This window comes from Streptomyces sp. NC-S4, from assembly GCF_054353315.1.
Window position 1 is genome coordinate 4,985,094 of record NZ_CM135937.1, and the last position, 26,723, is coordinate 5,011,816.

30 protein-coding genes are annotated in these 26,723 nt (G+C 71.1%); 21 read left to right on the forward strand and 9 right to left on the reverse strand.

What is annotated here, in order from left to right; genetic code table 11:
- The first annotated feature begins 93 nt into the window (after positions 1 to 93).
- The 7 genes from hemL to ACXNSR_RS22430 all read left to right on the forward strand — a co-directional run bounded on the left by hemL (position 94) and on the right by ACXNSR_RS22430 (position 7,698).
- Positions 94 to 1,416, forward strand: a complete 1,323-nt coding sequence (gene hemL, locus ACXNSR_RS22400; protein ID WP_458637308.1) for a glutamate-1-semialdehyde 2,1-aminomutase — start codon at positions 94 to 96, stop codon at positions 1,414 to 1,416.
- A complete protein-coding gene (locus tag ACXNSR_RS22405; protein WP_458637309.1) occupies positions 1,413 to 2,111 on the forward strand; it encodes a histidine phosphatase family protein in 699 nt (232 codons plus the stop codon). Before hemL ends, ACXNSR_RS22405 begins: the two co-directional genes overlap by 4 nt.
- Positions 2,112 to 2,266: 155 nt before the next feature.
- The gene (locus tag ACXNSR_RS22410; protein ID WP_458643363.1) at positions 2,267 to 3,502 is read left to right on the forward strand and encodes a polysaccharide deacetylase family protein; all 1,236 of its coding nucleotides are present in this window, start codon (positions 2,267 to 2,269) and stop codon (positions 3,500 to 3,502) included.
- A gap of 88 nt (positions 3,503 to 3,590) precedes the next feature.
- The gene (locus ACXNSR_RS22415) at positions 3,591 to 4,232 is read left to right on the forward strand and encodes a TlpA family protein disulfide reductase (RefSeq protein WP_458637310.1); all 642 of its coding nucleotides are present in this window, start codon (positions 3,591 to 3,593) and stop codon (positions 4,230 to 4,232) included.
- Between the two features lie 109 nt (positions 4,233 to 4,341).
- Positions 4,342 to 6,060: a cytochrome c biogenesis protein ResB gene (gene resB, locus ACXNSR_RS22420; RefSeq protein ID WP_458637311.1), complete on the forward strand. Its 1,719-nt coding sequence runs from the start codon at positions 4,342 to 4,344 to the stop codon at positions 6,058 to 6,060.
- Positions 6,057 to 7,169: a c-type cytochrome biogenesis protein CcsB gene (gene ccsB, locus ACXNSR_RS22425; RefSeq protein ID WP_458637312.1), complete on the forward strand. Its 1,113-nt coding sequence runs from the start codon at positions 6,057 to 6,059 to the stop codon at positions 7,167 to 7,169. The genes resB and ccsB overlap by 4 nt, the downstream gene beginning before the upstream one ends.
- A gap of 25 nt (positions 7,170 to 7,194) precedes the next feature.
- Complete coding sequence (locus ACXNSR_RS22430; RefSeq protein ID WP_458637313.1) at positions 7,195 to 7,698, forward strand: SRPBCC domain-containing protein; 504 nt, start codon at positions 7,195 to 7,197, stop codon at positions 7,696 to 7,698.
- A 6-nt stretch (positions 7,699 to 7,704) separates the two neighbouring features.
- On the opposite strand, the gene ACXNSR_RS22435 is transcribed toward ACXNSR_RS22430, so the two are convergent.
- The gene (locus ACXNSR_RS22435; RefSeq protein WP_458637314.1) at positions 7,705 to 8,169 is read right to left on the reverse strand and encodes a MarR family winged helix-turn-helix transcriptional regulator; all 465 of its coding nucleotides are present in this window, start codon (positions 8,167 to 8,169) and stop codon (positions 7,705 to 7,707) included.
- Positions 8,170 to 8,266: 97 nt separating this feature from the next.
- Here ACXNSR_RS22435 and ACXNSR_RS22440 point away from each other — a divergent pair, with 97 nt between their 5' ends.
- On the forward strand, positions 8,267 to 8,632 hold the full coding sequence (locus ACXNSR_RS22440) for a cupin domain-containing protein (protein WP_458637315.1): 366 nt from the start codon (positions 8,267 to 8,269) through the stop codon (positions 8,630 to 8,632).
- A 113-nt stretch (positions 8,633 to 8,745) separates the two neighbouring features.
- Positions 8,746 to 9,120: a hypothetical protein gene (locus ACXNSR_RS22445; RefSeq protein ID WP_458637316.1), complete on the forward strand. Its 375-nt coding sequence runs from the start codon at positions 8,746 to 8,748 to the stop codon at positions 9,118 to 9,120.
- Between the two features lie 33 nt (positions 9,121 to 9,153).
- Here ACXNSR_RS22445 and ACXNSR_RS22450 read toward each other — a convergent pair whose 3' ends face one another.
- Positions 9,154 to 9,450, reverse strand: a complete 297-nt coding sequence (locus tag ACXNSR_RS22450; RefSeq protein ID WP_458637317.1) for a PLD nuclease N-terminal domain-containing protein — start codon at positions 9,448 to 9,450, stop codon at positions 9,154 to 9,156.
- 92 nt (positions 9,451 to 9,542) lie between these two features.
- On the opposite strand from ACXNSR_RS22450, the gene ACXNSR_RS22455 reads away from it, so the two are divergent.
- The 3 genes from ACXNSR_RS22455 to mqnP are packed head-to-tail and all read left to right on the forward strand — an operon-like array spanning position 9,543 to position 12,393.
- Positions 9,543 to 11,000 carry a menaquinone biosynthesis decarboxylase gene (locus ACXNSR_RS22455; protein WP_458637318.1) on the forward strand — a complete coding sequence of 486 codons (1,458 nt, stop codon included), beginning with the start codon at positions 9,543 to 9,545 and terminating at the stop codon, positions 10,998 to 11,000.
- A complete protein-coding gene (locus ACXNSR_RS22460; RefSeq protein ID WP_458637319.1) occupies positions 10,997 to 11,473 on the forward strand; it encodes a hypothetical protein in 477 nt (158 codons plus the stop codon). The genes ACXNSR_RS22455 and ACXNSR_RS22460 overlap by 4 nt, the downstream gene beginning before the upstream one ends.
- Complete coding sequence (mqnP, locus tag ACXNSR_RS22465) at positions 11,470 to 12,393, forward strand: menaquinone biosynthesis prenyltransferase MqnP (protein ID WP_458637320.1); 924 nt, start codon at positions 11,470 to 11,472, stop codon at positions 12,391 to 12,393. The genes ACXNSR_RS22460 and mqnP overlap by 4 nt, the downstream gene beginning before the upstream one ends.
- A gap of 140 nt (positions 12,394 to 12,533) precedes the next feature.
- Here mqnP and ACXNSR_RS22470 read toward each other — a convergent pair whose 3' ends face one another.
- Positions 12,534 to 13,142, reverse strand: coding sequence for a rhomboid family intramembrane serine protease (locus ACXNSR_RS22470; RefSeq protein WP_458637321.1), 609 nt, complete (start codon positions 13,140 to 13,142; stop codon positions 12,534 to 12,536).
- A gap of 86 nt (positions 13,143 to 13,228) precedes the next feature.
- Here ACXNSR_RS22470 and ACXNSR_RS22475 point away from each other — a divergent pair, with 86 nt between their 5' ends.
- Positions 13,229 to 13,918, forward strand: coding sequence for a UbiX family flavin prenyltransferase (locus tag ACXNSR_RS22475; RefSeq protein WP_458637322.1), 690 nt, complete (start codon positions 13,229 to 13,231; stop codon positions 13,916 to 13,918).
- Here the strand turns inward: ACXNSR_RS22475 and ACXNSR_RS22480 are convergent.
- The gene (locus ACXNSR_RS22480; RefSeq protein ID WP_327740403.1) at positions 13,915 to 14,052 is read right to left on the reverse strand and encodes a hypothetical protein; all 138 of its coding nucleotides are present in this window, start codon (positions 14,050 to 14,052) and stop codon (positions 13,915 to 13,917) included. The genes ACXNSR_RS22475 and ACXNSR_RS22480 overlap by 4 nt on opposite strands.
- A gap of 122 nt (positions 14,053 to 14,174) precedes the next feature.
- Between ACXNSR_RS22480 and ACXNSR_RS22485 the strand changes: the two genes are divergently transcribed.
- From ACXNSR_RS22485 to ACXNSR_RS22510, 6 genes are all read left to right on the forward strand, one after another.
- Positions 14,175 to 14,630, forward strand: coding sequence for an Lrp/AsnC family transcriptional regulator (locus ACXNSR_RS22485; RefSeq protein ID WP_328789285.1), 456 nt, complete (start codon positions 14,175 to 14,177; stop codon positions 14,628 to 14,630).
- Positions 14,631 to 14,690: 60 nt separating this feature from the next.
- Positions 14,691 to 15,854 (forward strand): aminofutalosine synthase MqnE, encoded by a 1,164-nt coding sequence (gene mqnE / locus ACXNSR_RS22490; RefSeq protein ID WP_030009229.1) that lies wholly within the window; start codon positions 14,691 to 14,693, stop codon positions 15,852 to 15,854.
- 99 nt (positions 15,855 to 15,953) lie between these two features.
- Positions 15,954 to 16,478 carry an N-acetyltransferase family protein gene (locus ACXNSR_RS22495; protein ID WP_458637323.1) on the forward strand — a complete coding sequence of 175 codons (525 nt, stop codon included), beginning with the start codon at positions 15,954 to 15,956 and terminating at the stop codon, positions 16,476 to 16,478.
- Between the two features lie 162 nt (positions 16,479 to 16,640).
- Entirely contained in the window at positions 16,641 to 16,913 is a 273-nt protein-coding gene (locus ACXNSR_RS22500) for a DUF4229 domain-containing protein (protein ID WP_458643364.1), read from the forward strand.
- 371 nt (positions 16,914 to 17,284) lie between these two features.
- Positions 17,285 to 18,604 (forward strand): dicarboxylate/amino acid:cation symporter, encoded by a 1,320-nt coding sequence (locus ACXNSR_RS22505; protein ID WP_458637324.1) that lies wholly within the window; start codon positions 17,285 to 17,287, stop codon positions 18,602 to 18,604.
- Positions 18,605 to 18,736: 132 nt separating this feature from the next.
- On the forward strand, positions 18,737 to 20,641 hold the full coding sequence (locus ACXNSR_RS22510; protein WP_458637325.1) for an SMI1/KNR4 family protein: 1,905 nt from the start codon (positions 18,737 to 18,739) through the stop codon (positions 20,639 to 20,641).
- 42 nt (positions 20,642 to 20,683) lie between these two features.
- On the opposite strand, the gene ACXNSR_RS22515 is transcribed toward ACXNSR_RS22510, so the two are convergent.
- The 4 genes from ACXNSR_RS22515 to ACXNSR_RS22530 are packed head-to-tail and all read right to left on the reverse strand — an operon-like array spanning position 20,684 to position 23,166.
- Entirely contained in the window at positions 20,684 to 20,998 is a 315-nt protein-coding gene (locus tag ACXNSR_RS22515) for a hypothetical protein (protein WP_458637326.1), read from the reverse strand.
- A gap of 7 nt (positions 20,999 to 21,005) precedes the next feature.
- Positions 21,006 to 21,326, reverse strand: a complete 321-nt coding sequence (locus tag ACXNSR_RS22520) for a hypothetical protein (RefSeq protein ID WP_458637327.1) — start codon at positions 21,324 to 21,326, stop codon at positions 21,006 to 21,008.
- A complete protein-coding gene (locus ACXNSR_RS22525; RefSeq protein WP_458637328.1) occupies positions 21,323 to 22,726 on the reverse strand; it encodes a hypothetical protein in 1,404 nt (467 codons plus the stop codon). Before ACXNSR_RS22525 ends, ACXNSR_RS22520 begins: the two co-directional genes overlap by 4 nt.
- Complete coding sequence (locus ACXNSR_RS22530; RefSeq protein ID WP_458637329.1) at positions 22,723 to 23,166, reverse strand: hypothetical protein; 444 nt, start codon at positions 23,164 to 23,166, stop codon at positions 22,723 to 22,725. Before ACXNSR_RS22530 ends, ACXNSR_RS22525 begins: the two co-directional genes overlap by 4 nt.
- Positions 23,167 to 23,650: 484 nt before the next feature.
- Between ACXNSR_RS22530 and ACXNSR_RS22535 the strand changes: the two genes are divergently transcribed.
- On the forward strand, positions 23,651 to 24,532 hold the full coding sequence (locus ACXNSR_RS22535) for a helix-turn-helix domain-containing protein (RefSeq protein ID WP_458637330.1): 882 nt from the start codon (positions 23,651 to 23,653) through the stop codon (positions 24,530 to 24,532).
- Positions 24,533 to 24,562: 30 nt separating this feature from the next.
- Here ACXNSR_RS22535 and ACXNSR_RS22540 read toward each other — a convergent pair whose 3' ends face one another.
- Positions 24,563 to 25,363, reverse strand: a complete 801-nt coding sequence (locus ACXNSR_RS22540; protein WP_458637331.1) for a DUF4190 domain-containing protein — start codon at positions 25,361 to 25,363, stop codon at positions 24,563 to 24,565.
- Positions 25,364 to 25,756: 393 nt separating this feature from the next.
- On the opposite strand from ACXNSR_RS22540, the gene ACXNSR_RS22545 reads away from it, so the two are divergent.
- Complete coding sequence (locus tag ACXNSR_RS22545) at positions 25,757 to 26,689, forward strand: NAD(P)H-binding protein (RefSeq protein WP_458637332.1); 933 nt, start codon at positions 25,757 to 25,759, stop codon at positions 26,687 to 26,689.
- The last annotated feature ends 34 nt before the right edge of the window (positions 26,690 to 26,723 follow it).

Sequence of the window (26,723 nt, forward strand, 5' to 3'; positions counted from 1 at the left end):
CCCCGCCACGCAGCCTGATCATCATGGCAGTGACCTCCCCCGCGGCGACGCGGTGAAACGCCCGTCCGCAAGTCTGTCGCGGCCTCTGAGACCATGGCAGGTGTGAGCTACCCGTACCCGTATGAAGCCCCAGTTTCGCAGACGCTCTTCGAGCGCGCCTCCCTCGTGACCCCCGGCGGCGTGAACTCTCCCGTGCGCGCCTTCCGCGCCGTGGGCGGTACGCCCCGGTTCATGGTGTCCGGGACCGGTCCGTACCTCACCGATGCCGACGGTCGTGAGTACGTCGACCTCGTGTGCTCGTGGGGGCCGATGATCCTCGGCCATTCGCACCCCGAGGTGATCGGGGCCGTCCAGGCGGCCGTCGCCCGCGGTACCTCTTTCGGTACGCCCGGTGAGGGAGAGGTGGCGCTCGCCGAGGAGATCGTCGCGCGCGTCGAACCCGTGGAGCAGGTCCGCCTGGTGTCCTCCGGCACCGAGGCGACCATGTCGGCGATCCGGCTGGCCCGCGGCTTCACCGGTCGCGCCAAGGTCGTGAAGTTCGCCGGCTGCTACCACGGTCACGTGGACGCGCTGCTGGCCGCCGCCGGTTCCGGTCTGGCGACCTTCGCGCTTCCGGACACCCCCGGTGTGACGGGTGCGCAGGCCGGCGACACGATCGTCCTCCCCTACAACGACCTCGAAGCGGTACGGGCGGCCTTCGCCGCGCACCCGGGCGAGATCGCCTGCGTGATCACCGAGGCGGCGCCCGGCAACATGGGCGTGGTGACCCCCGCCGAGGGCTTCAACCAGGGGCTTGCGGACCTGTGCCGGGAGCACAGCGCGCTCTACGTCTCCGACGAGGTCATGACCGGCTTCCGGACCTCCCGCGCCGGCTGGTACGGCGTCGACGGGGTCAAGCCCGACCTGATGACCTTCGGCAAGGTCATGGGCGGCGGCTTCCCCGCCGCGGCGTTCGGCGGCCGCGCCGACGTCATGGGCCACCTGGCCCCGGCCGGTCCCGTCTACCAGGCGGGCACGCTCTCCGGCAACCCGATCGCCACCGCCGCCGGTCTCGCGCAGCTGCGCCTGCTGGACGCGGCCGCGTACGAGAAGGTCGACGCGGTCTCGAAGCAGATCCAGGGCCTGGTCACCGGCGCGCTCGCCAAGGAGGGCGTGGCGCACCGGCTGCAGACCGCGTCCAACATGTTCTCCGTCTTCTTCACCGAGGACGAGGTGCGCAACTACGACGACGCGAAGAAGCAGGAGAGCTTCCGCTTCAACGCCTTCTTCCACTCGATGCTGGCGCAGGGCGTCTACCTGCCGCCGTCCGCCTTCGAGTCCTGGTTCGTCTCCACCGCCCACGACGAGAAGGCGATCGAGCGCGTCGCGGCGGCGCTGCCGGCCGCCGCCCGAGCCGCCGCGGAGGCCACCGCATGAGCAGCAGCGCCACGCCCGCCACCCCCGAGCTCACCGTCGTGCACCTGGTGCGCCACGGCGAGGTGCACAACCCCGAGGGCGTGCTCTACGGGCGCCGTGACGGATACCACCTCTCCGAGCTGGGCCGGCAGATGGCGGACCGGGTCGCCGAGCACCTGAGGGGCCGGGACATCGCCTACGTGGTGTCCTCCCCGCTGGAGCGCGCGCAGGAGACGGCCGAGCCGATCGCCAAGGTCCACGGCCTGGACCTGGCGACCGACGCGCGGCTGCTGGAGGCGGAGAACGTCTTCGAGGGCAAGACCTTCGGTGTCGGTGACGGCGCGCTGCGCAAGCCCGGCAACTGGAAGCACCTGACGAACCCGTTCAAGCCGTCCTGGGGCGAGCCGTACGTGGAGCAGGTGGTCCGGATGATGAGCGCGCTGGAGGCGGCGCGCGACGCGGCCCGCGGCCGTGAGGCGGTGGCGGTCAGCCATCAGCTGCCGATCTGGATCGTGCGCAGCTTCGCGGAGAAGCGCCGGCTGTGGCACGACCCGCGGCGCCGGCAGTGCACGCTCGCCTCGATGACCTCCTTCACCTTCCAGGGCGACAAGCTGGTGTCGGTGGGCTACAGCGAGCCGGCCCGGGACCTGGTCCCGGCCCATCTGCTGGCCGGGGCCAAGCCGGTGAAGGGTGCGTCCAAGGCGTTCGGCGCCTGATCGACGGACTGTTACGGGGCGTTACGTTTCTTCCCAACTAAAAAGAGGTCGCGCGGGAATCACCGTGTCAGCTCGCATATCCAATCTGATTGTCCGTTTATATGGGCTTCGGGTCGGTATGGGTGATCGACAGTGGGGACGGTGACATGCGCGACATCAGGGGAGTCAGTCGGAGGGGGTTGCTGGGACTGGGACTCGGTGCGGCCGCCGCGATGGGAATCGCGGGCTGCGGCTCATCGGAGACCTCCGGTCCCGGCGCTCCCGGACCCGCCAGGAACCCGAAGAACCCCAAGCCCGGCGAGAAGCCGGCGGCCAGGCCCATCGGTGACGGCTCCACCGCCGACACCGGCCCGCAGCCGAACCAGCCGGACGCGCCCGTGCCGCTCCAGCCGGGCGAGACCCCGCCGCAGTTCGTCGTCTTCAGCTGGGACGGCGCGGGGGAGATCGGCAACGGTCTCTTCCCGCGCTTCCTCAAGCTCGCCAAGGACCACGGCGCGGCCATGACCTTCTTCCTCTCCGGCATCTATCTGCTGCCCGAGTCCAAGCGGCACCTCTACCGGCCGCCGAACAACCCCGTCGGGGCCTCGGACATCGGCTACCTCAAGGACGAGAACGTCCGCTCCACCCTCACCTGCGTCCGCCAGGCCTGGCTCGACGGGCACGAGATGGGCACCCACTTCAACGGCCACTTCTGCGCCGGCTCCGGCTCGGTCGGCAGGTGGACGCCGGACGACTGGCAGAGCGAGATCGACCAGGCCGTGTCGTTCGTCACCAACTGGCGCACGAACACCGGATTCACCGACCTCGAACCCCTGCCCTTCGACTACGCCAAGGAGCTGAAGGGCGCCCGCACCCCCTGCCTCCTCGGCCGGGACGCCCTGCTGCCGACGGCCCAGCGGCTGGGCTGGCGCTACGACGCCAGCTCCCCCGGCGGTCTCCAGGTCTGGCCGGTGCGCCGGTCCGGCGTCTGGGACCTGCCGCTGCAGTCCCTGCCGTTCCCCGGGCACTCCTTCGAGGTCCTCTCGATGGACTACAACATCCTCGCCAACCAGTCGAAGAGCACGACCAGGGGCGTGCCCGCCAACTACCCCGGCTGGCGCGCCCAGGCCACGGCCACCTACCTGGGCGGCTTCCGCCGGGCCTACGAGACCAACCGCGCGCCCCTGTTCATCGGCAACCACTTCGAGGAGTGGAACGGCGGCATCTACATGGACGCCGTCGAGGAGGCACTCAAGGGCATGGCGGACAAAAGGGATGTACGGCTCGTATCCTTCCGGCAGTTCACCGACTGGCTGGAGGTCCAGGACCCCCGGGTGCTCGCCAGGCTCCGGGGCCTGGGCCCCGGCCAGCCGCCGGCCGGCGGCTGGAGCGCGTACATGACCGCCGCCTGACGGGCGGCTGGGCGCGGCGTGACCAGGGCGCGGACACCGCTCCGGGGGGTGCGGAAGATCCGCGAATTGCTCATGCGAAACTTTTCACATGAGCCTTAGCCGCGCGCGTATCCGTCGTAGTAGCCGCCGCTCGACCGGCGGCCGTGCCACCCTGCTGGCCGTGGCGGCCCTGGCCGGTGCCCTCACGCTGTCGGCGTGCGGGGGCCCGGACGGCGGCAAGCCGGTCAGCGGGTCCGGCGGCAACTACGTCACGGGTGCGAGCGGCATCTCCACCGTGTCCAAGGAGGAGCGGGCCGAGGCCCCCAAGCTCGACGGCGAGACGGTCGACGACGGGACCCTCGACACCAGCGCGCTCAAGGGCAAGGTCGTGGTCCTCAACGTGTGGGGCTCCTGGTGCCCGCCGTGCCGCGCCGAGGCCGGCCACTTCGCGACGGTCTCCAAGGAGTACGCCGACGCCGGCAAGGACGTCGCCTTCGTCGGGATCAACACGCGCGACAACAGCAAGCAGAACGCGATCGCCTTCGAAGAGAACTACGGGATCACCTACCCGAGCCTCTACGACCCCGCCGGAAAGCTGATGCTCCGCTTCCCCAAGGGCACGCTCAACCCGAACGCCATCCCCTCCACGATCGTCCTCGACAAGGAGGGCAAGATCGCCGCCCGCACCCTGGTCCCGGTCAACGCCGAGCAGCTGCGGTCGATGGTCGAGCCGGTCCTCGCGGAGAAGTGACCCCGTGGGCGGTGCGGACGTTCCGCATCACAGGTTCGTGGGACAGCATCGGCAGCGACACAGAGCGGGACCCAAGGCTTCACGGTGGGGATCTGAGGACTGAAGGCACATGAGTACGACAGACAAAGCGACCACTGAGACGCCCGACGAGGCCTTGCACCCGTCCGCCGCGGCGGACTCCGCCGACGCCGCGGCCGGTGCCCAGCTCTCCACCGCCCCGCTGGAGGACGGCCCCGCCGGGCCGGCCGTCGGCATCGGCGTGATCGGCTGGGCCCGCTGGTTCTGGCGGCAGCTCACGTCCATGCGGGTGGCGCTGATCCTGCTCTTCCTGCTGTCCCTGGGCGCCATCCCCGGCTCCCTCGTCCCGCAGACCAACGTCGACGCGATGAAGGTCGCCGAGTGGAAGCGGGACAACCCCTCCTGGGTGGGCGTCGCGGAGAAGCTCCAGCTCTTCGACGTCTACAGCTCGGTGTGGTTCTCCGCGATCTACCTGCTGCTGTTCATCTCGCTCATCGGCTGCATCGTGCCGCGCTCCTGGCAGTTCGTCGGCCAGCTCCGCGGCCGCCCGCCGGCCGCCCCCCGGCGCCTGGACAGGCTGCCCGCCCACACCACCTGGCGCACCGGGAAGACCCCGGACGAGGTCCTCTCGTACGCGCGCACGGTGCTGCGCGACAGCCGCTTCCGCACCGAGGCGGGCGAGGGCCACGTCGCCGCGGAGAAGGGCTACCTCCGCGAGGCCGGGAACCTGATCTTCCACGTCGCGCTGATCGTGATGCTGGTGGCCTTCGCCTGGGGCCAGTACTTCAAGTCCGAGGGCGGCAAGCTGGTCCTGCGCGGCACCGGCTTCTCGAACACGCTCACCCAGTACGACGACTTCAAGTCCGGCACCCTCTTCGACCCGGACGACCTGCCGCCGTTCAGCTTCACGCTGGACCGCTTCGACGCCTCGTACGAGATGACCGGCCCGCAGCGGGGCACCCCGCGCGACTTCAAGGCGTACGTCACCTTCTCGGACGGCGCCCACGGCGCTCCGCAGAAGCGCGAGATCCAGGTCAACAAGCCCCTGGAGGTCGACGGCTCCAAGGTCTACCTGCTCGGCCACGGCTACGCGCCGATCATCTCGGTGACCGACCCCACCGGCAAGGTGATCTTCAAGGACGCCGTGCCGATGCTGCCTCAGGACGCCAATCTCACCTCCACCGGAGCCGTCAAGGTCACCGACGGCTACAAGGACAAGGACGGCAAGAAGGAGCAGCTCGGCTTCAACGCCGTCTTCGTGCCGAGCTTCGCCGGTGAGGGCAAGGGCACGATGTTCTCCCAGTTCCCCGCCCTCCTGAACCCGCAGCTGATGCTCAACGCCTGGCACGGCAGCCTCGGCGTGGACTCGGGTCTGCCGCAGAACGTCTACCGGCTCACCACCACCAAGATGGAGCCCTTCAAGGACGAGTCGGGCGCGCAGTTCAAGCAGAAGCTGGCGCCCGGAGACACGATGACCCTGCCCGGTGGCGCGGGCACCGTGAAGTTCGAGGGCATCGAACGGTGGGCCACCTTCTCCGTCACCCACCAGCCCGGCAGCGGCCTCGCCCTCGCGGGTGCGATCGCCGCCATCGCGGGCCTGGCCGGATCGCTGTTCATCCAGCGCCGCCGGGTCTGGGTCCGCGCGGTGACCGGCAAGGACGGCGTGACCGTCGTCGAGATGGCGGGCCTGGGCCGCAGCGAGTCCACCAGGCTCCCGCAGGAGCTGGCGGAGCTCGCCGCCCAGCTGCACCAGCAGGCGCCCACGGCGTCTGATCCTGTTGAAGAAACCCCTGAAGGAGAGCGCGGATGACGCCGCTCGCAGCCGCAGCCAACGAGAACCTGGCTGAGATCAGCAACTATCTGATCTATTCGTCGATGGCGGTCTACATGCTCGCCTTCTTCGCGCACATCGCCGAGTGGACCTTCGGCAGCCGCAGCAAGGTGGGCCGTACGGCCGCCGCGCTGACCGGCGCCAAGGGAGCCGGAGCGGCCGCGGCGGCAGGAGCGGCGGCGAAGGCCCCCGCCGTGCAGGTCCGCGGCAAGGCCGGCGCCACCGCCGTCCTCGACCAGCCCAAGGTCACCACCCGCTCCGCCGCCGGCACCCGCGACGTCCCGGACGGCCCCGGCGCCGCCGGCGGCACCGTGCAGGGCGACCTGTACGGGCGGATCGCGGTCTCGCTGACCGCGCTCGCCTTCCTCGTCGAGGCGGCCGGGGTGGTCGCCCGCGCCCTGTCGGTGCAGCGGGCCCCCTGGGGCAACATGTACGAGTTCTCGATCACCTTCTCCACGGTGGCCGTCGGCGCGTACCTGGTGCTGCTCGCCCTGAAGAAGAACGTCCGCTGGCTCGGCCTGATCCTGGTCACCACGGTCCTGCTGGACCTCGGCATCGCCGTCACCTGGCTCTACACCGACAGCGACCAGTTGGTCCCGGCCCTGCACTCGTACTGGCTGTGGATCCACGTCTCCACCGCGATCTTCTGCGGCGCCGTCTTCTACATCGGCGCCGCGGGCGCGGTCCTCTACCTCTTCCGGGACTCCTACGAGAGCCAGCTGGAGGCCGGCCGCACGCCGGGCAGGTTCCGCACCTCGGTCCTGGAGCGGCTGCCCTCGGCGGCCTCCCTCGACAAGTTCTCGTACCGCATCAACGCGGCCGTCTTCCCGCTGTGGACCTTCACGATCATCGCGGGCGCGATCTGGGCCGGCGACGCCTGGGGCCGCTACTGGGGCTGGGACCCCAAGGAGGTCTGGTCCTTCGTCACCTGGGTGGCCTACGCCTGCTACCTGCACGCCCGCGCCACCGCCGGCTGGAAGGGCCGCAAGGCCGCCTACCTGGCGCTCTTCGCCTTCGCCTGCTGGATCTGGAACTACTACGGCGTGAACATCCTGCTCAGCGGCAAGCACTCGTACGCGGGCGTCTGACCGGCAGGAGTGGGACGCTGGTGGCATGTCTCTCGTGAGTCATGCCACCAGCGAGCAGCGCGGCGAGGACCGCTGGCTGCTCCGTTTCGAGCTGCACCTGCCGCACGCCTACGCGTCCCTGTGGCCGGCCCTGACCACGCCGGAAGGGCTGAGCGGCTGGCTGGCGGCGGCGGACGTCCTGGAGCGCAGGCTCGGCGGGGCGGTCACGCTGCGCTGGCTGAACACCGGGACCGTGGTGACCGGGCGGGTCACCGCCTGGGACGTGGAGCGGGTCGCCGAGTACACGGTCACCGAGCACGGGCGGATCCGCTTCCACCTGGAGCCGGTCGGGACCGATTCGACCGTGATCCGGTTCGTGAACGAGCGGGGCGGCAGCGAGGACGAGCGCCTGGACTGCCTGGCCGGCTGGCACGAGCACTTCGAGCTGCTGGACTCCGCCCTGGCCGGGCGGCCGGCGGACTGGTCCACCTGGACGGACATCCGCTGGGCGACCCTGCGCGAGGCCTACGCCTCCCTCGCCCGCGCCTGAGGCCCGTCACCACACCGGGCGCAGCGGCGGCAGTCCGCCCTCCCCGTGGAAGGTGCGCACGACCTCGCCGAGCCCCTCGCGCAGGGCGGTGAGGTCGGTGCCGCGGCCCAGTTCGGCCTCCAGCTCGTGCAGGATCCGGCCCGCGACGGCGAGGTGGTCGCGGGCCGCCCGGGTCAGGACCACCAGCTTGCGGCGGCCCCCCTCGGGGTGCGGCTCGCGGCGGACGTAGCCGCGCTTCTCCAGGTCGTCGACGATCTGTCCGGCGGCCTGTTTGGTCACTCCGAGCCGCTCGGCGAGCTCGGTGGCGGTGGCGCCGTCGCGCTGGAGGGCCTGGAAGGCCATGCCGTGCACCGGCCGCAGGTCCGGGTATCCGGCCTCGGCGACGCGCCGGGTGAACTCCCCCAGCAGTGTCTGGAAGCCCAGGCCGAGCAGGAACAGCAGCTCGACGCCCTCGTTCTCGTCTCTCGTCACGCAAATATGGTGACACGGTCGAGTCAAGCTGCTTTACTCAGTCGGAGTAAAGCAGCTTTACTCACATGCCGCGAGAAGACGAGGACCCGCCTTGCACGTGATCAGCGCATCCCCCGAGAACGTCACCACCACCCCCAACGCCACCATGACCGGCTTCGCCGCCCCCAGCCGCGGCAGCTCCGAGCTCAGCAGCTGGCACGTGGTCATGCCCGCCGGAGCCACCGGCCCCGAGCACTCCGTCAGCCGCGAGCAGGTGTGGACCCTGACCGCCGGCTCCCTGGAGGTCACCTGCGCCGGCCGCACCGAGAAGGTCACCGCCGGCCAGACCCTCGTCCTGCCCCCGGACGCGCTGCGCCGCATCCACTCCGCCGAGACCTTCGAGGCCTGCGTCGTGATGCGCGCGGACGGCGTGGTCTCGGTCCCGGGGGAGGAGGGCACCCGCGTACTGCCGTGGGCGCGCTAGGGCGGCCGTCGTCAAGTCGCGGGAATCAGGGACGTGACCGCAGGCGGCCGCCGGCGCGCAATGGAGGCACGGCCCGCCCGGCGGAGCCGCCCGCCCCAGGAAGGAGCACCACCATGTCCCGCACCCGCACCCGCACCCGCACCGGGTGGATCGCCCTCGCCACCGTGTCGGCCCTGGCCGTGGGAGGGGTCTCGCTCTCGTCCGGCGCCTTCGCCGACACGCCGGGACCGGCCCCCGCCCCGCGACCGAGCCCGAGCGCCCCACCGGGGCAGTACGCGCCGTTCGCCGACATCCGGGACCTCTACGGCCCCGAGCCGGGGCCGCACCCCAGCACCGGCTGGGTGGGTCCGCCGTACGCGGACATCGGGGACCTGCGGCCCGGGCCGCGCCCCAGCAACCCGGTCAGCCCGTTCGGCCTGGGCGGCCACGGTGGGGGCACGGGCACCAAGGACTCACGGCAGGGCCTTTGGTACTTCTTCGTCGGCTGAGCACGAGCACCGCCCCGCCGTCCGCGGGACCCCTCAGTCCTGGTCCTTGTCCTTCTTCTTCTCCTGCTCGTCGCGCAGCGACTTCAGGAACTCCGGGTTGTCGTCGGGCGCCACCCACTGCGTCCGGCGCGCCCGGCCCCCGCCCGCGGCCGCCCGTTCCTTGCCCGCGAACAGCCACACGACCGGCCCCACGATGGAGAAGAGCAGGATGATGATCACCCAGACCACCTTGGGGAGGTGCTTGACCTCCGGCTCCGGGGTGTTCAGGCAGTCGATGAAGGCGTAGATGGTCAGCGCGAGGATCAGCAGGAACGGCAGATAGCGCAGCACGGTGTGGGACCGACTCCCAGTCAAGTGACGGGGGGCCCGCGTCAGGGCCCCGGTGACGCCTCCAGGGTAGTTGGTGACGGATACTGACCCCTATGGCTTACGACGATCTCCGCTCGCTGCTCCGGGCTCTGGAGCGAGAGGGCGACCTCAAGCGCATCAAGGCCGAAGTCGACCCGTACCTGGAGGTCGGGGAGATCGTCGACAGAGTGAACAAGGCGGGGGGTCCGGCGCTCCTCTTCGAGAACGTCAAGGGCTCGGCGATGCCGCTGGCCATGAACGTCTTCGGCACCGACCGCCGCCTGCTGAAGGCCCTCGGCCTCAAGTCGTACGGCGAGATCAGCGAGAAGATCGGCGGCCTGCTCAAGCCGGAACTCCCGCAGGGCTTCATCGGGGTCCGCGAGGCCTTCGGCAAGCTCGGCTCGATGGTGCACGTGCCGCCGAAGAAGGTGAAGGGCGACGCCGCGCCCGTCCAGGAGGTCGTCCTCACCGGCGACGACGTGGACCTCGACCAGCTCCCGGCCCTCTTCACGTGGCCCAAGGACGGCGGCGACTTCTTCAACCTCGGCCTGACCCACACCAAGCACCCCGAGACCGGCGTGCGCAACCTCGGCCTCTACCGGCTCCAGCGCCACGACAAGCGCACCATCGGCATGCACTGGCAGATCCACAAGGACAGCCGCAACCACTACGCCGTCGCCGCGGCGAAGGGCGAGCGGCTTCCGGTCGCGATCGCCTTCGGCTGCCCGCCTGCGGTGACCTACGCGTCCACCGCGCCGCTGCCGGGCGACATCGACGAGTACCTCTTCGCCGGCTTCGTCGCGGGCAAGCGGATCGAGATGGTCGACTGCAAGACGGTCCCGCTCCAGGTCCCGGCCAACGCGGAAGTCGTGATCGAGGGCTGGCTGGAGCCCGGCGAGATGCTCCCGGAGGGTCCCTTCGGCGACCACACCGGCTTCTACACCCCGCAGGAGCCCTTCCCGGCCCTGAAGATCGACTGCGTGACGATGCGCAGGCGTCCGCTCATCCAGTCGATCGTCGTCGGCCGTCCCCCGACCGAGGACGGCCCGCTCGGCCGCGCGACGGAGCGGTTCTTCCTGCCCCTGCTCAAGATCATCGTGCCGGACATCGTGGACTACCACCTCCCGGAGTCGGGCGGCTTCCACAACTGCGCGATCGTCTCGATCGACAAGAAGTACCCCAAGCACGCCCAGAAGGTCATGCACGCCATCTGGGGCGCGCACATGATGTCGCTGACCAAGCTGATCATCGTGGTCGACAAGGACTGCGACGTCCACGACCTGCACGAGGTCTCCTGGCGGGCCCTCGGCAACACCGACTACTCCCGCGACCTCACCGTCGTCGAGGGACCGGTGGACCATCTGGACCACGCCTCGTACCAGCAGTTCTGGGGCGGCAAGGCCGGCATCGACGCCACCAAGAAGCTGCCCGAGGAGGGCTACACCCGCGACGGCGGCTGGCCCGACATGGTCGAGTCCGACCCGGACACCGCCGCCCTGGTGGACCGCCGCTGGAAGGAGTACGGCCTGTGAGCCCGATCGCCGTCGACGGCCCGGAACTCCTCATCGGCACCTCCGAGACCTACGTGGCCCTGATGCGCCCGGAGATCGACCCGACCCAGCCCGGCGTGCTGATCGCCGCCCGCGACGCGGGCGTGAGCCCGGAGGAGTTCGCGGGCACCGGCGACGTCTGGGCGCTGATGTACGACGTGGACGGCGAGGGCGACGGCTTCGAACTGCCCGGCGCGCGGGACGTGGAGGCGGACGCCTTCGCCGAGCAGCTGCAGCAGGCCCTGTCCGCGGCCGAGCCGTTCACCGTCGAGGCCGGCAACTTCCTGCGTCTCGAAGCCCGCCCGTCGGGCGGCGACTGGGTGGTCACCGCCCGGGTCACCCCGCCCGAGGACGAGGAGGACGGCGCGGCCGGCCCCCGGACCCTGGAACTCGGTGCGCTCCCGGCGGCGCAGCTGCTGGCCGACCTCGAAGACTTCCGGAGAACCCTCGCATGATGACGACCGCCGACGAGTTGATCGGGCGGGACCCGGCGCCGCAGCCGACCGGCAAGGTCAAGGCGTTCCTGAGACTCGTACTCATCGAGCACTCGGTCTTCGCCCTGCCCTTCGCCTACATCGCGGCGTTCACCGCCATGTTCCAGCTCGACCGGCGCGTCCACTGGGGCGTCCTGCTGCTCGTCACCATCTGCATGGTGGGGCTGCGGACCTTCGCGATGGCCGCCAACCGGATCATCGACCGCGAGATCGACGCCCGTAACCCGCGCACGGCCGGCCGCGAGCTGGTCACCGGCGCGGTGTCGGTCCGTGCGGCCTGGACCGGGGCCGGGATCGCGCTCCTGGTCTTCCTCGGCTCGGCGGCGCTGCTGAACCCGCTGTGCCTGGCGCTCGCGCCGGTCGCCGTGATCCCGATGGTGGTCTATCCCTACGGCAAGCGGTTCACGAACTTCCCGCACGCCATCCTCGGGCTGGCCCAGGCCATGGGCCCGGTCGGGGCCTGGCTCGCGGTCACCGGCGAATGGTCCTGGGACGCGGTCGTCCTGGGCCTGGCGGTGGGCGTGTGGATCGGCGGCTTCGACCTGATCTTCGCCTGCCAGGACGTGGCCGCCGACCGTGCGGAGGGCGTCAAGTCCGTCCCGGCCCGCTTCGGCGTCCCGGCCGCCCTCTGGGGCGCGCGCGGCGCGCACGCCGTGACCACGGCCCTGCTGGCCTGGTACGCGCTGGCCACCGGCGCGGGCGTGCTGTTCTGGACGGGTCTGGCGGTCGTCGTCGCCGCCTTCCTCTACGAGCACACGATCGTCAAGCCGCACGACCTGTCCCGCCTGAACCGGGCCTTCTTCACGGTCAACGGCTTCATCGGCATCGCCCTGTTCGTGTGCGCCCTGGCCGATCTGGTGGTCCGCGGCCTGACCGTGTAGGTAGCGTCCGGTCCGCCATCACGTGCGTGAACAGGCAGGCCGTGGAGGGCCGTGGAGGTCGTCTCCCCCAGCGGCGTGCAGAACGACTACGAGGTCAAGGACGGTCGACACCTCAGCCCTGCCCGTGGACCCCTCCGCCGTCAGCCGGTGAGAACGGGCTGCCGACGGGCCGGGCGGCGGTAGTAGAGGGCGGTGACGACGCCCGCGACGAGGCCGATGAGGTGGGCGTACCAGCCGATGCCGGTGTCCGTGGGGAGGATGCCCAGGAGGGCCGTGCTGCCCCAGAGACCGCCGATGACCAGGCCCACCGCCGCGTTCAGCGGCTTGCGCTCGACGAAGCCGCGGACGACCACGTAGCCGAAGAGGCCGAAGACCAGGCCCGAGGCGCCGGCCCCGACGGTGTGCGGCGGGGCGATCAGCCAGGAACCGATCCCGACCGCGGCTATGTTCAGGGCGCTCACGGCCAGGAAGCGGCGGATGCCGCTGAGGGCGGCGATGAAGCCGAGGACGAGCAGCGGCAGGCTGTTGGACGCGACGTGGCCGAAGCCGAAGTGCAGGAAGGGGTGGGCGACGATGCCGACCAGCCGGTCGGGGTCGCGGGGGAAGACCCCGTACGCGTCGAGGGCGTGGCCGGTGGCGTGGTCGACGGCCTCCAGGACCCACAGCAGGGCCACCCAGCCCAGCATCAGCTTGGCGGCCGCCTTCGCCCGGTCGGTCTGCGTCCAGCCGGTATCCACCGTCGTGCTCATCTTCGCCCCCTTCGTGGCTCCCCTCACGGGAACGTGCGGTCACCTTACTGAGTGCCCGCAGGGCATGGCCGGATAGTCTCGGAGGTATGACTGAGCGCAATCGCACCCCGTGGGTGGTCGGGGTTTCCGGGGCGTCCGGGACGCCGTACGCGGCGGCGGTGCTCCGCGGGCTGCTGGCCGCGGGGGAGAGTGTCGATCTGGTGGTGAGCCGCGCCTCGCGCCTCACCCTGCTGGACGAGACCGGGATCGCCTTCCGCGACGCGCACTGGCGCGAGGACCTGGGGGAGTGGCTGGAGCGCGGAGCCGACGGGAAGCCGGGGACCTTCGCGCGGCCGGAACTGGACGGCGTCCGGTACTGGGGTGCGGGGGACCTGGCGGCGGGCCCGAGTTCGGGCTCGTACCCGGTCAAGGGGATGCTCGTCGTCCCGGCGTCCACGGCCTGTGTGGCGGGGGTGGCGCTCGGACTGTCGAAGGACCTGCTCCAGCGCGTGGCGAGCGTGACGCTCAAGGAACGGCGCCGGCTGGTGGTCGCGGTGCGGGAGACCCCGCTGAACGGGCAGACGCTGCGCCACCTGGTGGCGCTGGACGAGGCGGGCGCGGTCGTGCTGCCCGCCTCTCCGGCGTTCTATGCGGGTGCGACGCACATCCAGGATCTGGTGGACTTCGTCGCGGGGCGGGTGCTGGACGCGGCAGGGGTGCCGCACCAGCTGTACCGCCGCTGGGAGGGGGAGCTCGGAGGCTCCCGTACTCCCCGGGAGGCAAGCGCCGGTGACTAGGCCTTCTTCTTGCGGCCGAGCGGCTTGCGGACCTTGTCGACGCGGTAGGCGGCGGCGGGCTGGTGGGCACGGGATCGGTTGGCCAGCTCCTGGAGCTCCCGCATGTGTGCGTAGGCCATCTCGATCGTGAACACGGTGAACCACTCCTGAAGATCGTCATTGATCAGTTGAAAGATTTCACAGGGTGTTGACCCTGTGTGCCTTAGATTCTATACCTAGACTTGCAGGATCGCCGAATAATGGAAGGCTCCACGTAATGGACACGGTGGACAGGCAGCTCATCCAGGCACTCCGGGAAAACGGCCGTGCCTCGTACGCGGAGCTGGGCCGTCTCGTGGGCCTCTCCGGCCCCAGCGTCACCGACCGCATCAACCGGCTGGAGACGGCCGGCGTCATCACCGGCTACCGCGCGACGGTCGACTCCGCCTCGCTCGGCCTCGGCGTCACGGCGCTGATCGGCATCTCGCTCTCGGACGCCGCGGACCACGAGGACGTGGCCCGGCGGCTGCGCGACCTCGCGGAGATCGAGGACTGCTGGTTCATCGCGGGCGACGACTCCTTCATGCTGAAGGTGCGCGCCAGCGACGTGGACGGCCTGGAGAAGATCATCCGCAAGCTCTCCGGCACCAAGGGCGTATCGCGCACCCGGACCACCATCGTGCTCTCCACCAAGTGGGAGAACCGGGTCGGGGAACTTCCCGAGGAAGCCTGAGAGTACGGTTGGCCAGGGTTCGCAGGACAGGCAGAGGCATCTAGAGGAGGCGACCGGCACATGGACGCTGGGCTCAAGCGTGAGCTGGAGGAGAAGGTCCGCTCCGGCGAGCGGCTGACCCGTGAGGACGGAATCGCCCTCTACGAGTCGGACGACCTGGCCTGGCTCGGTGGCCTCGCCCACGAGGTGCGCACGCGCAAGAACGGTGACGTCGTCCACTTCAACGTCAACCGGCACCTGAACATGACGAACGTGTGCACCGCCTCGTGCGCGTACTGCTCGTTCCAGCGCAAGCCGGGCGAGAAGGACGCGTACACGATGCGCATCGAGGAGGCCGTGCGCCTGGCCAAGGCCATGGAGAACGACAACCTCACCGAGCTGCACATCGTCAACGGCCTGCACCCGAACCTGCCGTGGCGCTACTACCCGCGCTCGCTCTCCGAGCTGAAGAAGGCGCTGCCGAACGTCTCGCTGAAGGCGTTCACGGCGACCGAGATCCACCACTTCGAGACGATCTCGGGGATGTCGGCCTCCGACATCCTCGACGAGCTGATCGAGGCCGGCCTGGAGTCGCTCACCGGCGGTGGCGCGGAGATCTTCGACTGGGAGGTCCGCCAGCACATCGTCGACCACCGCACCCACTGGGAGGACTGGTCGCGCATCCACCGGCTCGCGCACGAGAAGGGTCTCAAGACCCCCTCGACCATGCTGTACGGGCACATCGAGGAGCCGCGCCACCGCGTGGACCACGTGCTGCGGCTGCGCGAGCTCCAGGACGAGACCGGCGGCTTCCAGGTCTTCATCCCGCTTCGCTACCAGCACGACTTCGTGGACATGCAGGACGGCAAGGTGCGCAACAAGCTCCAGGCGCGCACGACGATGGCCACCGGCGCCGAGGCGCTGAAGACCTTCGCCGTCTCGCGACTGCTCTTCGACAACGTGCCGCACGTCAAGGTCTTCTGGGTGATGCACGGCGTGCAGACCGCCCAGCTCGCGCTGCAGCACGGCGCGGACGACATGGACGGCTCGGTCGTCGAGTACAAGATCACGCACGACGCGGACAACTACGGCACCCCCAACAAGCTGGGCCGTGACGATCTCCTGGACCTGATCCGGGAAGCGGGCTTCCGCCCGGTCGAGCGCAACACGCGCTACGAGATCATCCGCGAGTACCCCGGTCCGGACGCGAGCCTGCGCGAGACCCCGCAGGCGATGCGCGTCTGACGCCTCGTCCGACCCGTTCCAGGTGAGGTGGACCCCGGCCCGCGGGCCGGGGTTCCGCTTTTCTGGACGACTCGCCGAGGTAATGGATAATCTTGATGGATGACCCTTACGTTCACCCTGGACCCGGTCGTCGACCCCTCCCTGCGTGAGGGAATCGTGGCGCTGTGGGCCGACGTCTCCAACGCGGGCGGCGCCGTGGGCTTCGTGCCCCCGGTCACCCTCGACGACATCCGCCCCTCGCTCGACGAGCACCTCGCCGGCGTCGCCGACGGAAGCCGCCGCCTGCTCGTCGCGCGCGACGCGGGCGGGGCGGTCGCCGCGACCGCCTTCCTCGTCCACAACACGCACCGGCTCCAGCTCCACTGGCTGTGGGCCTACACCGTGATGGTCCATCCGCGGCACCAGGGCAAGGGGTACGGGCGCGAGCTGATGGCCGCGACCGAAGCCGCGGCCCGCTCCATCGAGGGCGTCGACGCGATCCGCCTCGGCTGCCGCGGCGGCCTCGGCCTGGAGCACTTCTACGCCTCCTGCGGATACAAGGAGGTCGGCCGCGTCCCCGGCGCCGTGCGGGTGGCCCCGGGCGACGACCGCGACGACATCACGATGCTGCTGCCACTGCACTGACGTGCGGCCGGGTCCGCCGCCGGACCCCGGAGGGCGGGGGGCGGGTTCCGGCGTGCTTCACTGGACGGGCACCAGCCACCGGACCACGACGAGAGAGAAGGGGTCACCGTGTCCCTCAGGACGAGCGCAACCAGGACGAGCGCAACGATCCGCTACACCGCGATGCGCCTGGGCATCTTCGTCGGCTGCCTCGTCGCCGTCGCGGGCCTCGTCCGGCTCGGCTGGGTGCCCGCAGGGCTCGGTGACGCCAACGCCGCCTGGGTCGTACTGCTCGCCATCGTGATCTCCGCCCCGCTCTCCTTCGTCCTTCTGCGCAAGCAGCGCGACGAGATGTCCACGCAGATCTCCGGGCGCGTCGCGGGTGCGAAGGAGCGGCTCGCCGCGAACCGCAGCCAGGAGGACCAGGCGGACGACGCGGCGCGCGCCACCTCGTAACACCGCAGTTGGCTTCATCACACATCGAACCGCCCCAGCACCGGGTATACCGCCCGTAACGCTGGGGCGGTGGTGTTTTCCGGGGGTGCGCAAGAGGGCCTCGTGCGCCGTTGTCTCAAAGCGCCCCTTTGAGATTCCCAAAGTGGAAGTGTTAGCGTGTTCAACATGTTGACCACAGTTGCGCACCCCCTGATCACGGGCCTTCCGCTCGTGACGCGCCTGCACGTCGACCTCTGCCGCCGCGCGTCCGCGGCCTGTTGCTGTTGAGCTGAATCGATACAGCAGCCGTCCCGGCCGGCCCTTCTGGCTGCTGCCGCACCGCTTCACCACCGCAGTACTTCCCCCCTGTCTTCGTGCGCCACCTCCGGAGAGTGTCCGTGTCCGCGACCCCCCAGGCCCCTGCCAAGGCCTCGTTCAAGTTCCCCTTCTGGGCCCAGATCGTCGCCGGTCTCGCCCTCGGTGTCCTCTTCGGCTGGATAGCCCGCAGCTACGACGTCAGCTGGCTCGCCACCACGCTGGAGAAGACCGGCGACCTCTTCGTCCAGCTGCTGAAGCTGGCCATCGCCCCGCTCGTCTTCTTCGCGATCCTGGTGTCGATCACCAACCTGCGGAAGGTGAACAACGCGGCGCGCCTCGCCTCCCGCACCCTCCTCTGGTTCATGATCACCTCGCTGATCGCGGTCGGCATCGGCATCGCCATCGGCCTGCTGACCGACCCCGGTTCCGGCACCGGCCTCACCGCCGCCGACGGCAAGGACCCGAAGAAGACCGGCTCCTGGATCGACTTCCTCACCGGGATCGTGCCGACGGACATCGTCACGCCGTTCACCGAGCTGAAGGTCCTTCAGATCGTCTTCCTGGCCGTCGTCGCCGGCATCGCCGCCCTCCAGCTGGGCGGCAAGGCCAAGCCGGTCCTCGACCTCGCCGAATCCGCCCTGGAACTGCTCCAGAAGGCCCTGTGGTGGGTCATCCGCCTCGCCCCGATCGGCACCGTCGGCCTCATCGGCACCGCGATCGCCACGTACGGCTGGGACCTGATCGGCAAGTACGCGACCTTCACCGCCGACATCTACATCGGCTGCGCCCTCGTGATGTTCGGCGTCTACCCGCTGCTGCTCGCGACGGTCGCCAAGGTCAGCCCGCTCCAGTTCTTCAAGGGCGCCTGGCCCGCCATCCAGCTGGCCTTCGTCTCCCGCTCCTCGGTCGGCACCATGCCGGTCACCCAGAAGGTCACCGAGCGCCTCGGCGTCCCGAAGGAGTACGCCTCCTTCGCCGTCCCGTTCGGCGCCACCACCAAGATGGACGGCTGCGCCGCGATCTACCCGGCCCTCGCCGCCATCTTCATCGCGCAGATCTTCGACGTGCAGCTCGGTATCAAGGAGTACCTGCTCATCGTCTTCGTCTCGGTCATCGGCTCCGCCGCCACGGCCGGTCTGACGGGTGCCACCGTCATGCTGACGCTGACCCTGTCCACGCTGGGCCTGCCGCTCGCGGGCGTCGGCCTGCTGCTGGCGATCGACCCGATCCTGGACATGATGCGCACCGCCACCAACGTGGCCGGCCAGGCCCTGGTCCCGGTCATCGTCGCGGCCCGCGAGGGGATCCTGGACAAGGAGGCCTACGCCTCCGCCTCGGCCTCCCCGCTGGACGAGCCCGCCCCGGCCACCGAGCCGGTCGCGGTCGCGGCCTGACCCGCACCGCCCCCCACGCACCACCCGCCGCAGCCCCCGCCCCCGACCGGGCGGGGGCTGCGGCGTTCCCTCGGGCCGGCCCGCGACGGTCGGCACGGAGCGCTGTCAGCGGCGGATGCAAGCATCGGGATCATGACGAAGCCGGATGCGACACCGTTCGACTGGCGCCCGTTCCTGCTCCGCTGGAGTGGGGAGTGGGCGGATTCCCTGCCCGACGACGCCGGGCTCGGCGAGGAGGACGAATCCGCCCGGCGGGACCGGTGGCTGGGGTTCCCGCCCGCGTCCGAGGAGCGGATCGCGGCCATGGAGCAGCGCCTCGGCCGACGGATGCCACCGTCGTACCGGGAGTTCCTCGAAGTCAGCGACGGGTGGCGGCACGCCGGCGGGTTCGTCCGGCTGCTGGCGGGGACCGCGGACGTGCGTCGGCACGACAACGAATCCGGGCTCGCGGACATGTTCGAGGAGTACCTGGACGACGATGCCGGACCCGACGCGCGGCGGAACGCGGACGTCTGGCGGCGCGGGCTCCAGCTCGACGTCGAGTCCGACATCACCCACGTCCTCCTGGATCCCGAGGACGTGGACGAGGACGGCGAGTGGGCCGTCTGCACGTGGGCGAGCTGGCGGGGCGAGGCACCCGAGCGGCACGCGAACTTCGCCGCGTTCATGCGGGCCATGTACCGGGAGTTCCACCGCTTGCACGCGCGTCCGGTCAACGGGGAGCCGGAGTTCGCCAACGACACGACGCGGGAGCTGGAGGCCCTGGTGGAGCAGGCCCGGCTGGAGGCGCTGCGCGGCGGGTGGGAGCGCGCCGGGCGTCAGCTGGACGAGGCGAAGGGGTACGGCAGACCGCGGGCAGGTGGACTGGGTGACCAGATACGCCGCCTGCTGGGACAGACCTACATGGTGTACTTCGAGGACGTGGTGATCGACCCGCGGTACGCGCCCGAGCTGCTGCCGGTACTGGTCGGCGACCATGCGGTCCAGTCGTACAGGGACGACTCCACGCTGGAGTACCACCTGCGGGGAGCCGGTGACGACGTGCTGGCGCAGGCCCGCGCGACGCTGGAGCAGGTGCGCGGCGGCACGTACCGGTACACGGCGGCCGGGCCGTTCGGGGAGGCGGTCGAGCGGGCACGGGAGCTGGCGAGGTGGGGCGACACCGACCGGGCATGGCGGACGCTGGTCGACGCCCTGCCGGTGTGGCAGCCGCCGGGCCCCGACCTCCTGGCGCCGCTCGGATGGCTGGCCGACCCGCTGCTCGGATCCCTGCTGACCCCGGAACGGGGCCGCGAGCTGCTGTCGACCCCCAGGGGCGGGCAGTCGGGCGAGGCGCCGAGCCCGAGCGCCGGCATCGACCCGGACGGCCTGGCGTGGCTCGCGGACCTGGACCCCCACGGCAGCCTCACGTCCTACCGGTTCGTCCTGGTCGAAGGCGTGGAACCGGAGGACCTTCCCGGACGCCTCGCGGACGGTGACGAGGCAGTCCTCGGCGATCCCGTGACCTACGACGAAGCGCGCTCCCGCCTGATCAACGGCCAACGGGAGTTCTCGTCCTACGACGACAAGGCCCTCATGGCGGTCGGCCGGGCCGGCGCCGGGTGGAGCTTCGCCTTCGACGGCAACCCTCCGTATTTCGACCCGCGGCGGTTCGTCTCCCCGGCCCCGGCCGCGGCCTCCGGCGCGGGCACCCGCGCGGTGGTCGTCTGGTGCGGCCTGCGGGACTGGCGCGGGGAACCGTTCTTCCACCTCTCCATGGCGCGGGACGGAGCCGAGCGGTACGCGTTCACGTACGCGGACGGCGAGGTCCACCGGACCGGGGAGATACCGGGGGCACTGGACCCGGACCGGTTCTTCGGCTCGCAGGCGGAGCGCGCCGGGGCGGAACGGTCCCTGCTGGAGGCCGTGGCCGACGAGTTCGGAGTCCGGCTGCCGCGCCACGCGCTCACGGCCGGACGGCTGCACACGTTCACCACCCGCTCGTGGCGGCGGCCGCCGGGGGACGGGGAGGGCTACGCCGTGATCACCCTGAGCTGAGGTCCCGCACCCGGCCGGGGCCGGGTGCCCCGCCTCCTCCGGTCAGGCCGTCTGCGCGCGGACGTAGGCGATCGTCGCCAGCAGGAACGGCAGGGCGAACCACCACCGGCCCATGGTCCGCCGGAACAGCGGGCTGATGGTGATCAGCAGTCCCGCGAGGCACAGCACCAGGCAGCAGCCGGCCAGGAAGCGGACGTCCTCGCGCAGCGGGTCGTCGCGGCCCTCCGGGTGGAGCGACAGGGTGAGGTAGCAGGTGTACACCGCGGGGACGTAGGAGAGGGCCAGCGGGATCCCGAGGACCCACTGCAGGCAGCCGCGGTCCTCGGGCAGGTCGATGTTCTCGCGCCGGAGCCCCATCCGGGCCTCAGCCGAGCGTCGAGCCGCGGAGGAACGCGGTCAGCCCGAGGAGGAGGGGCGGGGCGAACCACCACGGGCCCATCGTCCGGCGCACGCTCGGTACGGCGGTGATGAGCAGGCCCAGCACGCTCAGGGAGACGGAGACCAGGCACAGCGCGCCGACGTTCTCGTAGCCCTGGTCGTCCCATTCGCCCTGGGGTCCCGCGAACAGGGCCCCGAACACGGCGGCGCCGTTGAGCAGATGGATGATTCCGAGCGGAACGCCCAGCACCCACCGCAGGCAGCCCTGGTCCTGGGGCAGGTCGATGCCCTCACGGGGGTACGTCATCGCATTGCGTCCTTCGCTTGGGCGAGGTTGCCGACGAACCGGTCCCCGTAGCCCTGGGCCTTGGGGAGGTCCCAGTACGGGCCTCCGTTGTAGCGGGCGGCGATCTCCCGCATCTGGGCCTCCGTCATCCGATCGGCCGGGACGTCGGCGAGACCGCTCTCCGCCTTGATCTGGGCCAGGAAACCGGCCGCTATGAAGGCATTCTGCTTGGGGTCCTGGAGCGCCTCCTCCACCAGGGTCCGCTGGTGGTCCGTGAGGTTCGCCGGGTCGTAGCCGAGCACTTCTGCGCCGCGCCGGAGCTGGATGGCGATCGGCCCGTACGAGGTCTCGTCCAGCTTCCCGCCGAGCCGCCACGGAAGGTTCTCGGGGGTGACCGGGCTCAGGCCCCACGGGGCGGCGGCCTGTTCGCGGATCGTGCCGGTCACGTCGTCCAGCAGTCCGGGCTGGTAGCCGCCGATCTCCTGCCAGGCCACACCCGCGACCAGCTCTTCCGGCAGACCCGCGTTCTTGGCCGCCGCCCGCAGGATCTCCTTGTTCTGGGAGATCCAGTCGGCGTGCTGGCCGTCCGTGACCAGCGGGATCCAGTAGTTGTCGGCGGCGTCCCCCGGCAGTCCGGCGACCCGCAGCCGGATGTCGCGCAGCTGCGGGGAGACCGGGGTGTCCGGCCCCACCGGGCCGGTCATGTCCTTCTTCGGGCCGCTGCCCGGCAGCTGGACCAGGGGGTTGGTGCGGGCCTCCGCCGCCTCGCGGCGGATGTCGGCCATGGCCGCGTAGAGGTCGACCCCGCCGGCACCGCCCTTCAGCCGGAACTCGGGCAGCAGCTCGTACGCCTGCTTCAGCGCGTGGACGCAGGAGCTGCGCGCCTCCTGCTCGGTGGTCTTCGCCAGCTGGAAGTTGCCGCCCGCGTCGTCGTGGAGGCGGTCGGCCTCGTCGCGGATGTCGTCCACGTCCATCGTGAGCTCGGCGAGACCGTCGAGGAACCCGGTCGTCGCCCGCATGTCCTCCCACTGGCACATCGGCTCGGCCTCCTGGGCCGTGCGGGTCACCGCGGTGCCCTTCGTGGCGATCAGGGCGGCGAGCTTGCGCTCGGAGCCCTTGCCGTTCGCGTAGTGGGACTTGGCGGTCGTCAGGGCGGCCGCGTACGCGTGCAGGGCGCCGGCGGCCTTGTCGTAGCCCTCGGCGATGTGCTGCACGAGCTGCCGCGCCTCGGACAGGCGCGCGGTGTAGGTGTGGCTGCCGTCGCTGTGCCACTCCGTACGGGTCTCGGCGCGCCGGGCGGGCTCCTCGACCTGCACGAGCAGATCGCGCAGGCGCTTGAACTCGGCGGCGTTGCGTTCCACGAGCGCCGGGTTGCACTCCTCCAGGAACTGGACGTCCTTGCGGTGACTGATCCCGCTCACTTGGCCTCCGGCTTCACGTACTGCCCCGATTCGAGGAGGCCCGCGAGGAAGGAGCGGGCGGTGGCGTCGTCCACCTGGGCGAAGTCGGTGCCGGCCGTCTTCAGGCGGGTGGCGAGGGCGGCGAGCAGGCCGATCGTGTCCTTGAACTGGTCGTCGGCGAACCGGGCGAAGCGCAGAACCTGTGCCGAGACGTCGGCGTGGGCGCGCGGGGCGCGGGCCATCGTGCCGGCGTCGCCGTCGGGCCGGCCCTCGTGGAGGAGGGCGGCGATCTCGATCAGCAGGTTGGCGTTGCCGTTGATGGAGGCAGCCCCGGCCACCAGGCTCCCGGCGGGACTCCCCGGCACGCTGCCGTCCGCCGGCGCGTGGTTGAGGCGCATGACGGGTGACTGCTGTGCGAGGGCGGCGGCCTTGTGCTGGGCCCATTCCGCGTCGAACGACATGTGTCCCCTGAATAGTTGATAACTGGACATGGCCAGAATCAGCTGGTCATGTGCATGCTAATACGGGGATTTCCACGTCCGGAACCTTGTGGTGCCGTTATGGGCCGGAGACGCGACAGGTGCCCGTCCGGTTCCGCACGGGCCTCTCGGGCCGGAGCCGACCGGAGCCCGGGGATCCGCGACGCGGCGCGAGGGGAAGGAGGGGGGAGGCGGCCCCGGACCGGGCCGCGGAGGGCCGCGATCCGGCGTGCTTGGACGCGTAAGGATCCAAAAAACCGGGAGAAAGAACCAACCGACCCAACCCCACCCCGGCAGCCGGGGCGCGCATCGCTCGGTCGGGTGAATCGTGCCAACTGGGCTGGATTTCGCATGGGTTGGCGGGCATATGCTCGCCCCGACCACCGCAGACATGAGACGGCCCCCGACGGGACGGCGAATCCCGGCCGAGGGCCTGACCAACGAAGGAAGTCAACACCACTTCCCCATGGCTCTTGAGAACCCTAGCGCGCCCTCGCGCGCCTCGTCCCCCGTTCCCGCCGCGATCCCCCGATCCGGTGTCATCCACGTCAACGCGCGGCACGCGAGTCACTACACCGTGGTCGGCAACCACCTCCTGCAGCACAAGGAGTTGTCGGCGACGGCGATCGGGGTCGCGGCGTACATCCAGTCGCTGCCGCAGGGGGCGCCGATCGGCATCAAGGCGCTGACCGCACGGTTCCCGGAAGGCGAGATCCGGATCGGGTCCGCCCTGCGAGAGCTGGAGCGGCACGGATACCTGGAGCGGCGGCGCGAGCGGCTGGCGACCGGGCGGGTGGTGACCCGGACGTACTCGTACAACAAGCCGGGGAGCACCACGGCGGAACCGCCGTACCCGTCGCCTCCGACTCCGGCCCCGACTGCCCCGCCGGCGTCGCCGGCCGGGGAACCCGGCGCCGAGTCGGTGCCCGGGCCCGGGCCGGAAGCCGTACTCCCGCCCCCTCCCCGCCGCGTGCACCCCGGCGCCGTCGAACTGCTCGCCGGGCTGCGGCGCTACGACCCGCGGCTCCTGCTCTCCGAGCGGGACGTACGGCGGCTCGCGCCGGACGCATCGGCCTGGCTGGAGCGCGGGGTGACCCCCGAGGCGGTCGCGAGGGCCCTGTCGGCGGACCTCCCCGAGCGGATGCGCAGCCCCGCGTCGGTACTCGCGTACCGCCTCACCGCGCTGATCCCGCCGCAGCTGCCCCCGGCTCCGGCGGCCCCGGTGGTCCGGGACGGCAGACGGCCGGACCCGTTGCAGAACTGCGGCGGCTGCGAGCGCGCCTTCCGCGCCCCGCACCCCGGCCGCTGCCGGGACTGCCCGCCGGAGGAGGATGCGGCGGCGGCATGAGCGGGCCCGGCCGGGCCGGGCCCGGAGGCCTCAGGAACCGGCGGCGCGGACCGAGCCGGTGGTCGGGCCGGCGGGGTCGCCCATGAAGCAGGTGACCTCGCGGTCGCCGAGGACCCAGGTGGCGGCCTGCGGGTAGTAGTAGTAGACCTCCAGCTTCTCCGAGAGCTTCGGGTTGTCGCCCACGTAGGAGGAGAGGGCGGTGCCGCTGCACTTCTCCTCGGCGGACTTGATGACCTTGTCGTTGCCCGGGTACGCCCCGCTGTCCAGGTCGAAGACCGCGTAGGCCTCGCCCTTGTGCGGCTGGGTGCAGGGCACGATGGTCACCGAGCGGGCGGCCTGGGTGCCGTCCTCGTCGCCGTACTCGGTCAGGTCGTCCTTCGTGTTGAAGCAGTCGCCCTTGCGGATCTCGGTCACGCCGCTGGAGGCCGGACCGGTGACCTGGCCGGTGGTGGTGTCGCGCTTCTTCGGGGCGTCGTCGCCCAGCGATCCGGTGAGGCCGAGGGCCACGACGACGATCCAGAGCACGATGACCAGGCTGTGGATGACGATCGCCGCGACGGCGAGGCCCTTGCCCTTCTCACCGCGGGACTTGATCTGGGACAGGGCGACGATGCCGAGGATCAGCGGGACCAGCGGGATGCCGCAGACGAGCGCCATGACGAACGCGACGATGGCCAGCACGTTGGTCTTCTGCTGCTGCGGCGGGTACCAGCCCTGCGGCGCGCCGCCGTAAGGCGGCGGACCGGGCTGCCCCGGCTGCCCGTACGGTCCGGGCTGTCCGGGCTGCCCGTACGGACCGGGGGACGACGGGGGCTGCGGTGGTATGGACATGCGTGTGGAGCTCCTTGCTCAGAGGGTGGGACGCAACAACGGCCCGGCAGTCGCAACGCACCGACGCATGCCTGCCCGTGGTCTTTACGCCGCCCCTACGCTACCTCCCGCCGCCGACAGCCCACGGGCTGCCCGTCCCCGTGCCCCCGCCCTCCGGTCCGGCCCGCCGGGCGACGGCCCGCGCGCGGTGCCGGCCCGGGCGAACGGCTTCGGGCGGCGGCGCGGATCGAGAACGGCGGGGCCGGGACGTTCCGGCTGAACAGGGCGCCGTCGGACCGCACTTCGCCGGGCAGGCTCGCCGGCGCATCCATGCGGCCGGAGCCTGGACGCTCGGACATGGAACTGAGCGGGACGGCCATTTCGCGTCCGGGCGCCGCCGGATTCACTGGTCGCATGACGACGACGAGGAACGACACGGCGGCGAACGACACGGCGGCGAACGGCACGACGGCGAACGGCGCGACGACCGGGCCGATCCTGGTCCTGGGCAGCACCGGCCGGACGGGCAGCCGGGTGGCCGCGCAGCTGCGCCGGCGCGGACACGAGGTCCGGGGAGCCTCCCGGAAGGGGCCGGTCGCCTTCGACTGGACCGACGAGAACACCTGGGAGCGGACGCTGGAGGGGGTCGGCGCGGCCTATCTGGTCGACTCGCAGCTCCCCGACGCCGCCGAGTCGATGCGCTCCTTCGCCGAACTGGCCGCTGCCTCCGGCGTCGAGCGGCTGGTGCTGCTGTCCGCCCGCGACTGGGTGGTGCCGGAAGGCGCGGAGAAGCTCCCCTGCGAGCGCGCGGTCCGCGAGTCCGGCGCGCAGTGGACCATCCTCAAGCCGTCCTGGTTCTTCCAGAACTTCAGCGAGGACCCGTTCATCGCCGGTCAGGTCCAGGACGGCGAGGTCGTGATGTCGGCCGGGGCCGGCGTCGAGCCGTTCATCGACGCCGAGGACATCGCCGAGGTCGCCGTGGCCGCGCTCACCGAAGAGGGGCACGGCGGGCAGGCCTACGAGCTGTCCGGCCCGCGGCTGCTGAGCCTGGACGCCGTGGTCGGCGAGATCGCCCGGGCCACCGGCCGGGTCATCACCTACCGCCCGCTCCCGGCGGACGAGTTCGCCGCCCACGCGGTGGCGCAGGGCGTGCCGGAGGAGTTCGCCGGCCTGCTGAACATGCTCTACGGCTGGATCGCCGAGGGCCGCTTCGCCACCCTCGCCGACGGGGTGCAGCGGGTGCTCGGCCGGGAGCCCCGTGACTTCGAGGACTACGTGCGGACCACGGCCGCGTCCGGGGTGTGGGGCGGTTGCGGCGGCGGTGGCGGTGGCGTGGAGCGTCCGTGAAGAACGGCTCCGGGGGCTGGTCGGAGCGGGTTAC